Origin of the sequence: Rossellomorea sp. YZS02, assembly GCF_033963925.1 — a bacterium.
Lineage (GTDB): Bacteria > Bacillota > Bacilli > Bacillales > Bacillaceae_B > Rossellomorea.
The window spans coordinates 108,934-122,798 of the sequence record NZ_JAXBLY010000012.1; the positions used below are offsets into that span (position 1 = coordinate 108,934).

General features: G+C 40.0%; 14 protein-coding genes. 6 read left to right on the plus strand and 8 right to left on the minus strand.

The annotated features are described in order from the left end of the window. Window positions 1-67: 67 nt before the first annotated feature. The 6 genes from SLH55_RS13260 to SLH55_RS13285 form a co-directional block, all read right to left on the minus strand. A complete protein-coding gene (locus tag SLH55_RS13260) occupies window positions 68-1,321 on the minus strand; it encodes a M24 family metallopeptidase (protein WP_320323625.1) in 1,254 nt (417 codons plus the stop codon). Between the two features lie 122 nt (window positions 1,322-1,443). Continuing rightward, window positions 1,444-2,409 carry an ArsA family ATPase gene (locus tag SLH55_RS13265; RefSeq protein WP_219169867.1) on the minus strand — a complete coding sequence of 322 codons (966 nt, stop codon included), beginning with the start codon at window positions 2,407-2,409 and terminating at the stop codon, window positions 1,444-1,446. Window positions 2,410-2,434: 25 nt separating this feature from the next. Beyond that, a complete protein-coding gene (locus SLH55_RS13270) occupies window positions 2,435-2,668 on the minus strand; it encodes a cory-CC-star protein (RefSeq protein WP_374939789.1) in 234 nt (77 codons plus the stop codon). Window positions 2,669-2,717: 49 nt separating this feature from the next. Beyond that, window positions 2,718-3,005, minus strand: coding sequence for a hypothetical protein (locus tag SLH55_RS13275; protein ID WP_219169865.1), 288 nt, complete (start codon window positions 3,003-3,005; stop codon window positions 2,718-2,720). 152 nt (window positions 3,006-3,157) lie between these two features. Next, window positions 3,158-4,897 carry a carbon starvation protein A gene (locus SLH55_RS13280; RefSeq protein WP_219169863.1) on the minus strand — a complete coding sequence of 580 codons (1,740 nt, stop codon included), beginning with the start codon at window positions 4,895-4,897 and terminating at the stop codon, window positions 3,158-3,160. A gap of 184 nt (window positions 4,898-5,081) precedes the next feature. After that, window positions 5,082-5,486 (minus strand): sporulation protein, encoded by a 405-nt coding sequence (locus tag SLH55_RS13285; RefSeq protein WP_320323626.1) that lies wholly within the window; start codon window positions 5,484-5,486, stop codon window positions 5,082-5,084. Between the two features lie 131 nt (window positions 5,487-5,617). On the opposite strand from SLH55_RS13285, the gene SLH55_RS13290 reads away from it, so the two are divergent. Next, a complete protein-coding gene (locus SLH55_RS13290) occupies window positions 5,618-5,953 on the plus strand; it encodes a YckD family protein (protein WP_219169860.1) in 336 nt (111 codons plus the stop codon). Between the two features lie 68 nt (window positions 5,954-6,021). Here the strand turns inward: SLH55_RS13290 and SLH55_RS13295 are convergent, their stop codons facing one another. Beyond that, window positions 6,022-7,038 carry a GntG family PLP-dependent aldolase gene (locus SLH55_RS13295; RefSeq protein WP_320323627.1) on the minus strand — a complete coding sequence of 339 codons (1,017 nt, stop codon included), beginning with the start codon at window positions 7,036-7,038 and terminating at the stop codon, window positions 6,022-6,024. 226 nt (window positions 7,039-7,264) lie between these two features. Between SLH55_RS13295 and SLH55_RS13300 the strand changes: the two genes are divergently transcribed. Then, the gene (locus tag SLH55_RS13300) at window positions 7,265-8,521 is read left to right on the plus strand and encodes a helix-turn-helix transcriptional regulator (protein WP_320323628.1); all 1,257 of its coding nucleotides are present in this window, start codon (window positions 7,265-7,267) and stop codon (window positions 8,519-8,521) included. Between the two features lie 217 nt (window positions 8,522-8,738). Here SLH55_RS13300 and SLH55_RS13305 read toward each other — a convergent pair whose 3' ends face one another. Then, the gene (locus SLH55_RS13305; RefSeq protein ID WP_219169856.1) at window positions 8,739-9,374 is read right to left on the minus strand and encodes a DUF421 domain-containing protein; all 636 of its coding nucleotides are present in this window, start codon (window positions 9,372-9,374) and stop codon (window positions 8,739-8,741) included. 121 nt (window positions 9,375-9,495) lie between these two features. Between SLH55_RS13305 and SLH55_RS13310 the strand changes: the two genes are divergently transcribed. The 4 genes from SLH55_RS13310 (at window position 9,496) to SLH55_RS13325 (ending at window position 13,813) form a co-directional block, all read left to right on the plus strand. Then, window positions 9,496-10,728: an aminopeptidase gene (locus SLH55_RS13310; RefSeq protein ID WP_219169854.1), complete on the plus strand. Its 1,233-nt coding sequence runs from the start codon at window positions 9,496-9,498 to the stop codon at window positions 10,726-10,728. Between the two features lie 226 nt (window positions 10,729-10,954). Next, entirely contained in the window at window positions 10,955-11,791 is an 837-nt protein-coding gene (locus SLH55_RS13315) for an alpha/beta hydrolase (protein WP_219169852.1), read from the plus strand. 122 nt (window positions 11,792-11,913) lie between these two features. After that, the gene (locus SLH55_RS13320) at window positions 11,914-13,107 is read left to right on the plus strand and encodes a class I SAM-dependent rRNA methyltransferase (protein WP_219169850.1); all 1,194 of its coding nucleotides are present in this window, start codon (window positions 11,914-11,916) and stop codon (window positions 13,105-13,107) included. Between the two features lie 178 nt (window positions 13,108-13,285). Beyond that, complete coding sequence (locus tag SLH55_RS13325; protein WP_219169848.1) at window positions 13,286-13,813, plus strand: D-glycero-alpha-D-manno-heptose-1,7-bisphosphate 7-phosphatase; 528 nt, start codon at window positions 13,286-13,288, stop codon at window positions 13,811-13,813. The last annotated feature ends 52 nt before the right edge of the window (window positions 13,814-13,865 follow it).

The following is a 13,865-nucleotide window of genomic DNA, read 5'->3' on the forward strand; positions in this document are numbered from 1 at the left end:
ACATAAAAAAGGCCTGTTCACACAGTAACTGTGACCAGCCTTTTACGTTTGGAGTTCCGTTTTATATCTAAATTAGATAGAATGATGTCTGCCTTTTAGACATATATTCCAGTCTATTCTGCATGAAAGCAACAGGCTCTTCCAAATAGATCGGGATGATTTGATTCCATTCGGGAATGTATTGTTTAATATTGAATTCCATGGCATAGCAGCTATTGGCTGTTAAAGGAAGGTCACCCCTGATGGGAATGTCTCCTTGTACATCATATAAGCCTATTAATGCTCCCGCTTCATGACAGTGATTCCCTATTGGGTGGGAATAGAGCATTGCCTCAATTTCTTCTTCTCTTGCCTTTTTCATTGCCCGGTAAAACACTTCATTTCCTGTTCTGCCAATTTTCATTTCCTCCGTTATGATGTCCTCAAACCTTAAGGCAGTTTCGAAGGCGGATTGAAGTCCTTCTGGAGCTTCCACCTCACCAGGATAGAGCACGTATGCCAGTTGCTGCGTATCCGTTGTAAGACCTAGGTAACGAATACCAAAGTCTAAATGAACGATATCTCCAAATCGAATAATCTCACCTTCTAGCCGGTCCATGTCCGATCCTTTTCTTTGCAAATCGACCGTAGGATAAAAAGACGTTTCCATTCCTTCATCTAAAACACGTTGGCGTATCCAATCGACTACGTCTTCTGTTGTCGTGATTCCTGGATGTATCACCGCTCTTGATAATGCTTCTTCGGCAATGGTCCTCCCAAGCTCGGCTATAGAGGGGTAAGCGACTAATTCCTTGGAAGTCCTAATCGATAGCCAATCTACAATAACATGTTGTGCAGACGTGAATTTATGTGAATGATCATCTAATAACATGCTTAAATGTTGAAAATGGGAGTGACTCAACCCGTCTGCTACAGCAAAAGTCGATGAATAATTCAACGCAATATTATCAGGGTTATGTTCATCCACAAGTCGTCTTAGACATTCCCATTGATCGCACTCTTCTGGATTCCAGACGCGTTCATAAAATGGTTCGAAATTAGGATTTGGGTGGAGGACCCATCTTCTGAGATGCTTTCCACTGTCTAAATAAAATACAAGGATCGTCAATCTCCTCGAGCTGTCTATTGACGCTGGATACAGACTCTTAAGGACTGGATCTTCATTATACTCCCTTCCTACTACAATCCACATGTTGACATCGTGTTTTTCCATTAAAGTAGGTAATAGTGTATTAAGGCGATGAAATAACCAGCGATTTTGGGTTTCTTCCCTTTTCTTTAAAGGAAGAACGGCGGGTATAATGTTTTTCTCACTTTTCATTAGAATCACTTCCTTCGCTTTATTGTTTCAATACACTTTCGACAAAAAACCACATTTCCCCTTCAATAAATAAAAATGACCATCGAAGAAATCTTCAATGGTCACTCTTGCTATGTACTATCCTATTGTCGACAAGCTTTTTCACTATTAACGATTTCTTTCTCAAGAGCTGCTGCGAATTTTTCCAAAAGGGGAAGGGTGCAGATGTCTTCTTCCATTAGGGGGATATGATAGAAAGATTGCTTTGTAAACTTCTCTTTCATCAGTCTCAAGTAAACTTTTTCCTGATCCCTTCTTTTTCGCAAGAACTCACCGTCTGCCCCATTGGGGAGAATTTTATTGATAACCAGTCCTTCAATATTAAGAGAGTTCTTAGACATCAATTCAACCGCTTTTTCTGTTTCAAGAATGGGCAGTCTTTCAGGGATCAGTACAAAAATAAAGCCTGTCTTTTGCTGATTAAGTAAAACCTCCCTTACTTTTGAAAACTTTTCCCGTCGCTTTTGAAGGACTTCATATATGGGATCATCGACGGGCTCCCCATCATTCAAAAGCTGAGAGTAATTCTTGTTTGTTTTTTTCCTTCTCTCGAGCATTCCATCCATCCATACCCCCATAAGTTCCGGGAGCGAAAGCAGTCGAATCGTATGACCGGTCGGTGCAGTGTCAAAAATGATTTTGTCAAAATCATTTCCGTCTTCAAGAATGATGGAAACTATACGATCAAATAACGCAGCTTCTTCTGCCCCGGGTGCTGAAGCGGCCATGTCAATTTGCCGGTGCACTTCATTTACCATATTGGCCTTGACCATCCCTTTCAGATTCCCTTTTACTCCGTTAATGTATTGACGTGTTTCGTTGCCAGGATTAATCTCGATTCCCCATAAATTTTCCTGTAATGGAGTCTTATGTCCCTTGATTTCCTGATGGAAAATATCTCCCAGATTATGTGCCGGATCTGTTGAAATAATTAACGTCTTTTTTCCCATTTTTGCGTACATGACAGCTAAGGCAGATGCAGTCGTCGATTTCCCTACACCCCCTTTCCCTCCTACAAATATAATGGACTTCTGTAATAGATCATTCATACCATGCTCCTTCCTTCACTTATTTTCAACAACATCTGATACCATCCAGAGGAGAGTGTTCCATCCCCATCCTTAAGTGCCAATCATGAAACTTTTCTATGATAAATGGATAAAGTTCCAATGTGTAATAGAATACAGGGTTGGGTATTCCAAGCATTTCTGAATAAAGCAGCAAAAAGAATAAATCATCCTCGTCCCTCAATTCCCTGGCAATTTCCGTTTTGTGAGGGAGGCGTATCATGTCATCATAAAGCTCTATTACTCTTTTGAACTTTGCTTTTAAAGTTGAATCCAACGGTGTTCCCTCCTTATAGAAAGTCTTGGATTGTTGCATGATACATTCGTTTGTCGCTCAGATAATGCCCATTAATGAAAATGGCTTCCCTTTTGATATGGAATAGCAAAGAATAACATGCAGTGAAAAAAGGAATCTGTTTTCTCCATACCTGTCTTCCCATGTAGTAGACGATGGATAACATATTTCTAGGATCACAGTATATGATCTGTACGGCTTCCCCATATTTTTCAGCTGTTTCACAATATAGTCCTGCAAGGAGGCTTCTTTCGTGATCATGATGAGAAAAATCATGTTTCATTGTGATGAACCCGTCACCACTAACCCCACCGCATCACCCCATACCGACTTCAAGTTCTGCACGAATCATCATGACTTCTACCATTCCTATTCCTCCCTTTTTAAATATGTAATGAATAGGGGGATCCGAATAGAATCCCCCTAACGTAATGCTTAAGCTGAGAATTGTGAAGGTCCATCTCCCTTTTTAGAAAGCGAAGATGCCGCGGTGATAAGTATCCACAGAGTGAAAATCAGGATAATGCTTCCGAAGATGAACAAGAGCATATTCCCCTCAGACTCACCAGCTCCCGACCATTCAAACACAACCTGATGAATCATTGCCCAAAGTGTCATAAACATGAGGAACAACATTGGAATCAATGTAGCTAAGTAATTCCTGCCCTGACGTTTGAGCCATATTGTAATCAGCAGTAAACTGATTCCAGCAAGCAATTGGTTCGATGTACCGAATAACGGCCAAAGAAGGTATCCACCGGATCCAAATCCTTTAGGACCTTGAGGCAACAAGGTCAATGCAGCACTGGATACGACTGCAATGGTTGTGGCAACATGAGCATTGGTCAAAGGATTTACCTTGTATTCCTCTCCCAATTCTGCAATGATATACCTCATGAGTCGAACAGATGAATCCAGTGTAGTGGCAGCGAAACTTACGATGATGACGGATACAATCGTTGCAGCAATATCTGCCGGGATGCCTACACCTGTGGCGAGTTGGCCGGCTCCTTTAATGAACACTCCTAATCCGGCACCACTGGCAGCGGCAAATCCACTGTATGTTGCTTTAAATTCTTCAACATTGGGGAAAAAGGTAATACAAGCGATGATTGCAATCAACGCAAGCGCCCCTTCCCCGACTGCACCAAGGTAACCAACAAAGCGTGCATCTGTTTCCTTATTCAACTGCTTTGAAGATGTACCTGAAGAAACGAGACCGTGAAAACCGGAGATGGCTCCACATGCAATTGTAATAAATAGTAATGGGAACCAGGATACATCCGCAGATCCATTTGTCATTGGAGCCGTAATCTCAGGATTTGTAAACAATAGCCCGAGGTATAGTAATCCCAGACCTACTATGAGCTGATGTGAATTGATATAATCCCTTGGCTGTAACAGTTTCCATACAGGAAGAATGGAAGCTATGTACACGTAGATCATCAGAATAACGATCCATACAAAGAATGCCATACTTGTTGAGCTTAAACCAAATAATGAAGTGGCATCCTGCCCTCCGAAATAACGGACCAAATCAATTTGTAAAAAATCAACCCTGCTTGCGATAACTGCTGATGCATACATGACACCAAGGGCTACTATCGAAGGCAATAGCATGCTACCATTCCGCTTGTATACGGAATATCCAATCCATACAGCCAGCGGAATCTGGATAAAGACAGATAAGACGCTTGCCGGGAACGTGATGAATAAGTTCGCTATGACCCATGCAAACACCGCATTGACCATTAATACAAGAATTAAAATGATAAATAGAAAAAGTACTTTTGCCCTCTTCCCTATCAACTTATTCGCTAAAGAACCTACTGATTGTCCCTTATTTCTCACGGAGAGTACCAAAGTTCCAAAATCATGGACACCCGCTGCGAACACGGTCCCGAAAATCACCCAAAGAAAAGCGGGAAGCCATCCCCAATACACGGCAATTGCCGGCCCGACGATTGGGGCAGCCCCGGCAACTGAAGTAAAATGGTGCCCCCAAAGGACAAATTTATTCGTTGGAACAAAGTCCACACCGTCTTTATACTGGTGAGCGGGTGTTACATAACTCGGATCGAGCCTGTACACTCTTTCCGCAATAAGTGTAGAATAATATTTATATCCTACTAAAAATACAATACCCCCAATGACCGCTAACCATATTCCACCCATCATATTCCTCCTCTATCTCATATTAGTATACATCTTAATATCTGAATTTTTAGAATGTATACGCTTACTACATTTTACATTGGGTATTTATGGATTTCAATGAGAACATTGTACTTTTCTTTCTTGGTCTTCTTCCTGAATACAAGAAGGACCGATCCATTAAATGAATCGGTCCTTCTTGTATTCAGCGGATGAAGATGCTGTCTTCATCTGTAGGATCTACCGCCTGAGGGATATCTACCGTCGTCCTCAGTATTGTTTGGTCTGTATCAGTGGTTTTAGGGTGATCGGATGCAGTAGGGAACTCAAATGGGATCCGCTTTTCTTCCCCGGCTTTGATCGTCCCGATATTGTCTATGGTAATGGTCTTTAAGTCTTTTTCATGATAGCAAAAATCACTATCCTTTTTGTCTTCTTCATATTTATAAAGCAATAATAATTGAACTTTATTTATCGGCTGATCGGCCATCCCCCCCTTGAGAACGACGTCCCCCTTAATATGATCCCCCGGGGAAATCTCAGTAGTATGCACGATTGTATCTACTTTCACATGTCCGATCCCGATACTCGATAAAAATTTGTTTAACATCATTCAACCCCCTCATTCTATTTCTATTACTATTTATACTACCAATTCTTTTTATGACTCGTCCACTCTTACATATTCTGCTAATATTTCGCAAAGAATATAAGAGAAACTTTAGAAAGGAGGGAATATAAATGAAAAAATTGGTTGTATCCATCTTAGCTGTCTTCATACTTAGCCTTAGTTTCGGATCTTTTGCTTCTGCAGAAGGTGAAGGACAAGCACCGGATCAAAAGGTGAATCTAACGGAAGAACAAAAAGCTGAGCTTGGTAAATTACATGAACAAATGTACTCGACAAAGAAAGAACTCGTGAATAAATATGTTGAATACGGCGTCTTCTCAAAAGAACAAGGAGACAAAGTACTTAAGATGATGGAAAGCAAACATCAAAAGCTGAAAGAAAATGGCTACATGATGAGATGGCATCCACATCCACATCATGGAAAACAACTGGATCACAAAGAATAATTATGGTGGAAGGGCTCTTCATGCCCTCTCCTCCTTTAATCAAGTGTATCTCCCACGATATGTATTAATCATTTTTCCCTGAGTATAAGAGAAACCTTTTCCATATCGTCCATCGATACATCAAAATGAGTAGTGAATCGGACAAGAGTCGGTCCAAAGGTAACAGCCAATATTCCCTTCTTCTTTAACCCTTCTACAAATTGCTCCGATGTCATTCCTCTTCCGGATACATCCACCACTACGATATTTGTATCAACTTCATTGATGACTTCAATTCCATTACATGATTGAAGGGTTTCCTGCAAGAGCTTCGCCTTATCATGGTCTTCCACTAATCGTTCTCTCATTTTGGTCAGTGCAACCAAACCTGGAGCAGCAATTATTCCTGTTTGTCTTAATCCCCCTCCCAGTCGTTTCCTCCATTTTCGAGCCTGCCTAATAAAGTCATGGTCACCGGCAATGATTGAACCTATAGGGGCGCCCAATCCTTTAGTTAAGCAAATTTGAATGGTATCACAATGATCCGTGAATTCCCTGACATCTCTGCCACTTGAAGCCACTGCGTTAAAGAGTCGTGCACCATCAACATGTACAGGAATGGAGTGTTTCCTCGCAATGGCATGAATGGCTTTCATATTTTCAGGTGAAACAATGGCCCCTCCTGCACGATTATGTGAATTCTCCAGGCATATTAAACCTGTTTCCGGAAAATGTTGATCTTCCGTTCGAATAGCAGTTTCAATTTCTTTAGGATCCATTTCTCCATTGATTCCTTCAATTGTCCTGGTTTGAACACCTGCTAAAGCTGCAACCGCACCTGATTCATAATAGAAAATATGTGAATTTGTTTCTAATAGAATTTCATTTCCCGGCCGTGTATGGGTTAAAACGGCAATTTGGTTCCCTTGTGTACCACTTGTGACAAATAAAGCCTCCTCCTTACCCAGTATCCTGGCGGCTTCCTTTTCTAGCTTTAGGACGGTAGGATCCTCACCGTATACATCATCCCCGACTTCAGCCTCGTATGCTGCCCTTCTCATTTCTTCCGTTGGCTTTGTAACTGTATCACTTCGTAAATCAATCATTGTGAGACTCCTCCTCTAATACGTTTGTTACATTCATTATACCAAAGGGAATGGATTGGCGATGGTCTCGATTTGACCATCACCATGAACATAACACCATACCAATTACCTACAAAAAATTATAATTATAGGAATATTCAAAACTTTTATCCTTTTTTTATGTTACTATTTTAATAATCTGTTCCATAACACAGTGTCTAATGTCTAGTTAGAGGAGAAGACTCAAATGACGATCGGTTCAAAAATCCGTTTTCACAGACATAAAAGGAAGTTAACCCAAGAAGATTTAGCAAAAGGAATCATTTCCATATCTTACCTTTCCAAACTGGAAAATAATCAAGTGACCCCGTCAAATGACATCATCAACTTGCTTTGTGAGCGGTTGGGTGTGAATAATCTGCTAGACCGTCCGAATCATTTGAACAATCTTCTCGAAAAATGGAACCACGAATTACTATGGAACAATACCGCTAAAGCCGATTCCACTCAAAGACTCATCATGAAAGATCTTGATGAGACCGATGACTTGATGACGCATTTATTTTATAGAATCCTATGCTTCCGCGTACAACTAATAAAAGGAAACCTTGAAGAAGCTCTGAAACACATGGTCCATGTTCAATCTAATTATAAAGAACTTACGGATACTTTGAGATTTTATTACCACAAATATAAAGGGAATTATTATTACCTTTTGGAAGAGTACAAAAAAGCCCAAGGAGAATTAAAAGAGGCGGAAACTTTTTATGTGCTCGGTAATGTCGTAAATGAAGAAGAACGAGCAGATTTATACTATTTGTACAGTCTGGTTCTGGCCCGTTTGAACATGTACCGTTTAGCCATTTATTATGGGGAAAAATCGCTTTCCATTTTTCAGGGAGTATATTATCAGAAAAGATGCGCCGAGGTACATCTCCTATTAGGTATCTGTTATCGGAGAATTCGCTATAGTGAGGAAGCTTTAAAGCATTATGAATGGGCGAATTTCATTTCTCACTCCATTCAATATACCTCCTTACTTTCAAAAGTTGAGCAAAACCTGGGGTACCTAAAATCTTTTATGAAAAAAAGTGACGAAGCAATCCAGCATTACTTGAAAAGCATAGAATTAAAAGAATCCGACGAAGAAGGGAAACTCTACTCTATTCTCTCACTCGTCAAAGAATATTATAAGATGAATCAATTTTCCAATGTTCATTTCTGGTTGCCTAAAGGGTTGGGACTTTGTTCCAAAGATAAGTACCCGGATAAATACTATCAGTTCTCTTATTATCAATTTGCATTAAATGATTTCCCTCCTGGATTCGAGATGTTTATGAAAGAGTACGCTCTCCCCTTCTTCAAGAAGAATGGTTCCCATTTATTATACGCGGAGTATTCTACGTTTTTCGGACAGTATTACCAGGGGGTCAGAAAATATAAGCTTGCTGCATTTCATCTAAATGAAGCTAATATCATTTATGAAGAAATGTTGACTTTATAGGAGGTGAAGACAATTGAAAGAACTAAGAAAATTAGTGATCATCATTAGCCTTACGGCGATGGCCCTTGCCGGAGTTGTAGTAGTCAATTCTAATGAAGAAGAGTTCCCACCATTTTCAAGTAAATTATAAGATTTAAAAGGGCTGGCATCTGTATAGGGCCAGTCCTATATTCTAGCTAAAGTATAAGTGCATTAAACCGAGACACCTCTATGTACCCTACTTCAATTCTTCAGGTGGCTCTATGGAATGGTACCCTGTGCTCACTTCATCAAACAAATCGTTTGCGGCATTTAATGGTTGGGATTGCGTACGCGATACTTGGCAGCCGGTTTGAGTCGGCCTCAATAATAGGGTAAGCGCCTGTATTTCCTGTTTCAATAAATTTATTTCTTCTTTCGTTGCAGGTTGTTTATTTTGTTTTAGGATAAACCCCAATTGTCCACTGGGTTCGAGAGTGGCTTCTTCTACGTCTGAAATGGAACGAATTTGATTTTGTCGCAATTTCATTTCCAGCTGATCCACGGTTAATCTGAGTTTTTTTAACGTATCCCTCTGCAGTTCACCATCCTTTATCACGAGTTTAGATCTTCCCGTGATCAGTTTTTCCAATCCATCAATTTTGATTTGTGCATACTCCATTACAACAAGAGACAGAACCAGAACCAACCCCACCATTAATGTAGACCAAACTCCTTCACCTGCAATCGGCTGGACGAGCAAAGAGCCGATTCCGATCATGATGACTACTTGAGCCAGACTCATTTGTGAAATCGACTTCCTGCCTGCTATTCTTAATAAGAGTGTACCTCCTACAACAAGAATGACCGCCTGCCATAAAAGATTGAAATCCATTCCTTCACATCCTTTTTAAAGCTAGCATTAGCTTTTGATTAAAAATCTATATTATTCAATGAAATTTTCTGACAAAAGAGATATAGTTATTGATGAATACATATTTAAGGGGGATAACCAAATGGAACATTCATTTGAGAAAAACTTAGAAAGATATGCAGATTTAATCGTGCAGGTCGGATTGAACCTGCAAAAGGATCAGGAACTGCTGATATCAGCACCCATCACCTCATACGAGTTTGTTCGACTGGTTACCGAGAAAGCGTATGAAGCCGGTGCCGTCAACGTATTGACCGACTTCTATGATGAAGAGCTGAAAAAAATCCGCTTGGAGAAATCCTCTGAAAAAGGGTTGAAAACGTTTCCTGATTGGAAGGCAAAAGGATATATCGAAATGGCAGAAAACAATGTCGCTTTACTAAACTTAGCAGCCCCGAACCCTTCTCTCCTAAGAGATACAGATCCTACACGGGTTGCCTTGTTGAACAGGACTTCAGCCGAGGCTATGAAAGACTTTTCAGCTTATATCGGCGGGGGGAAAATAAGCTGGTTAATCGCAGCCATCCCAACAACTGAATGGGCTCAGACCGTTTTCCCCGAACTTCCAAAAGAAGAGGCTTTCAATAAACTATGGGAAAATATCTTTTATACAACCAGAACAGATCAAGAAAATACCGTGAAACTCTGGGAGGCCCATATCCATAACCTGAATAAAAAAGCAAACCGTCTAAATGAAGGAAAATATAATAAACTTCATTACAAAGGTCCGGGTACAGATCTGACCATCGAATTCCACCCGCAAACCAAATGGATCAGTGCTCAATTCACCAATGATAAAGGCATCCCGTTTGTGCCGAATCTCCCAACGGAAGAAGTGTTTACAATTCCAGTCAGATATGGAGTAAACGGTGTAGTTTCAAGCACAAAGCCGCTTAATTACAGCGGTACGCTTATAAAGGATTTTTCATTAACCTTCAAGGAGGGTAAAGTGATTGAATACTCAGCTGAAGAAGGCTATGAAACCCTAAAGAACCTTCTTGAAACGGATGAAGGAGCATCATACTTGGGCGAAGTCGCGCTAGTACCTCATGACTCCCCTATTTCAAACACAAACATCATTTTTAATAATACGCTTTTTGATGAAAATGCATCCTGTCATTTAGCCCTTGGCAGAGCCCTTTCCGTATGTGTCGAAGATGGTAAGTCCATGACAGCTGAACAACTAAAGGAAATCGGCTACAATGAAAGTATGATTCATGTTGATTTTATGATCGGATCTGCTCAATTGAATATTGACGGTGAAAAAGCAGACGGTACAATCGAGCCAATCTTTAGAGCTGGTGACTGGGTTTAAAATTTGCTTTCTATGGCAGAATAACGTTAAAGGCTTAAATGTTGCACATTTAAGCCTTTTTCTTATGGAATCCTCTTCCCTCTCCAATTATTTCGCCGATAAAAGAACACAGTACCAATAATGGAAAAAGTTACATAGAATATGACAAATAAATTTCTTTTTTAACATATTCAATACTTCACGTATCCATTACAATGGAAGTATAACATTTTAAGGAGCGATTTTCTTGTCAGTAAAATATAAACGATCCTTTCTTTGGAGCGGGCTATTCATTATTGCCTTCCTCATTTTATATACAATCTTTCGTACTACAAATGTACAATCCCGTGAAAAACCGTTAACCGCAGAGGAAAGATACCCTACAGTATTTGTGCACGGTTATAAAGGTACATATAATTCATTCAGAACAATGCTGGACCGTTTTGAAAATCAGCACGGCTGGGGGCAAAAAACGTTGGAAATCACGGTGTCCGATTCTGGGAGTGTCAGATACAAAGGTTCTATACCTGACAACCCCACTTCCCCACCACTTGTTCAAGTCATTTTTGAAAATAATCGGGCTTCACTTGATAAACAAGGGATTTGGCTGGAAAATGCCTTGAAACTTCTGCATCATCAATTTAATGTGTCCAACGTCAATATTGTTGCACATTCAATGGGAGGACTTGCTTCAACGAAATATCTTGAAGATACAACCGATAGCCCGTTTGTTCCGAAGACCCATAAATTCATTACGATCGCAACTCCTTTCCAGGGTGTCACTAAGGACTCATATGATCAAATCAATACTGGTGCTGCCGTGATTGATTTAAAACCTGAATCACGAGCATTGAAGGAATTATTCATCAATCGAAATATGATCCCTTCAGATATCGAGGTATTCTCCATAGCAGGGTCTGGAGATGACGTAGTAAATGTACAGAGTGCATTAGGAAGTGAATTTATTTTCGAGAAGAACACCTTCCAGTCTCAAATTGTTTATGATCCATCCATTTCCCATAGTGGCTTACACGAGACCGTCAAAGTCGACCGGCTTGTAGGAGATTACTTATGGAGTGAATAATCAAGTACTGCTTCCCTCTAAGGAAAGAAATCATCCTTAGGGGGATTTTCTTATGCAGTTGCGTAAATCACCTTTACGTTCTATACTACACAAGACTAAACCAATAGGTTAGGATGAGTTGAATGACAAAAGAAATAATAGTGAAATCACACCCTAAGTACATATCACAGTTCCAAAAAGGGTTTCCCCTATTAAATAAAGAAAATGTGACAACGTCTATACAGGATTTACAAGATGGAGATATTATCAGACTTGTCGACAACAACAATCATTTCATTGCGAAAGGTTATGCCGGGATCCAGAATAAAGGAATCGGCTGGCTTTTAACCTGGAAAGAACATGAAGACATCGATAAAGATTTCATATGTAAGAAGCTTCAAGCTGCCATCAATCAACGTCTTCACTTCTACTATAGCGAGGATACGACTGCATTCAGAATATTTAATGGAGAAGGGGATGGTTTCGGTGGCTTGACTATAGATTACTTTGATGGATATTATCTCATTCAATGGTACTCAGAAGGAGCCTATTCTTTTCATGAAGAAGTAATGGAAGCGTTAAGGGAATTGACAGATTTTAAAGGTGTGTATCAGAAAAAAAGATTCGCACAAGAAGGGAAATACGTTGAAGAGGATGACTTCGTTGAAGGAACACGCCCAACTTTCCCACTCCTCGTTAAAGAAAATGGTGTGAAATTTGCGATCTATTTAAATGATGGAGCAATGGTTGGTGTATTCCTTGATCAAAGGGAAGTTCGAAAGAAAATACGTGACGCGTACTCTGAAGGTAAAAGGGTTTTAAATACATTCTCCTATACCGGTGCCTTTTCTGTTTTCGCTGCTCTCGGTGGCGCCATTGAAACAACAAGCGTTGACTTGGCAAATCGCAGCTTAAGTAAAACAATCGAACAGTTCAGCATCAATGACATCGATTATGAAGCTCAGAATATCATTGTTGAAGATGTCTTTAAATACTTCAAATATGCTATAAAAAAAGAACTGTCTTTCGATTTGGTCATATTAGATCCACCAAGCTTTGCACGTTCAAAGAAACATACATTCAGTGCTGCAAAGGACTATAAAAATTTATTGAAGGAAGCGATTGCCATCACTGAAAAGGGCGGCACCATCGTGGCTTCCACAAACTGCAGTACCTTCAATATGAAGAAGTTCAAAGGCTTTATCCAGACAGCATTTAAAGAAACAAATGGGAAATATGAAATCCTCGAAGAATATACGCTTCCAGAGGATTTTAAAACACTGAGGCAATACAAGCAAAGCGATTATCTAAAGGTCGCTTTTATCCGCAAATTATAAAGGATGTGATCCGGAGTCAGCACCGGATCACCTTCTGATTTTATAATAAGGAAATGCATGAATGAAATGTTATATAAACAAATGACAGAATACTCTGTTATTATTTCCTCGGAAACCGCAAAAACCGACAGGGAACACAAACTTCCTGATGAATTTTATCGAACTAGGGGGATTAATGATGAAGAAAGCGATTTTTCTTGACCGTGATGGTGTTATCAATGAGGTAAAAACCGATAGAGTGAAGTTCGTCAATACTCCAGAGCAATTTTATTTCCTCGAAGGAGTTCAGGAAGCCGTGAAATTATTATCAGATTCAGGCTTCCTCCTTTTTGTCGTGACCAATCAAGGTGGCGTTGGCCTAGGGTTTCTTTCTCATGATGATCTACAATTAATTCATGCTCATATGGTAAATGAATTGGAAAAAGCGGATGGATTTATTCAGGAAGTTTCCTGTTGTACCCATAAACCTAACGCGGGATGTCTATGCAGAAAGCCTGAACCCGGGATGATACTCAAACTGGCTGAAAAATATGACCTCGATCTTAGGAAATCCTATATGGTCGGTGATCGTGAAGTAGACATAGAAGCCGGAAAGAAAGCAGGATGCACGACCATTTTGCTTAACAAGATCCCTTCTCCTACAGATGCTGATTATATATTTCCTGATTTATTAAGTGCTTCTGAATTCATTGTGAAGGATCATTAAATGATTTGCCCCCTGCCTATCCTCCCACCGCCCTTTATCACCTTGTACCAGA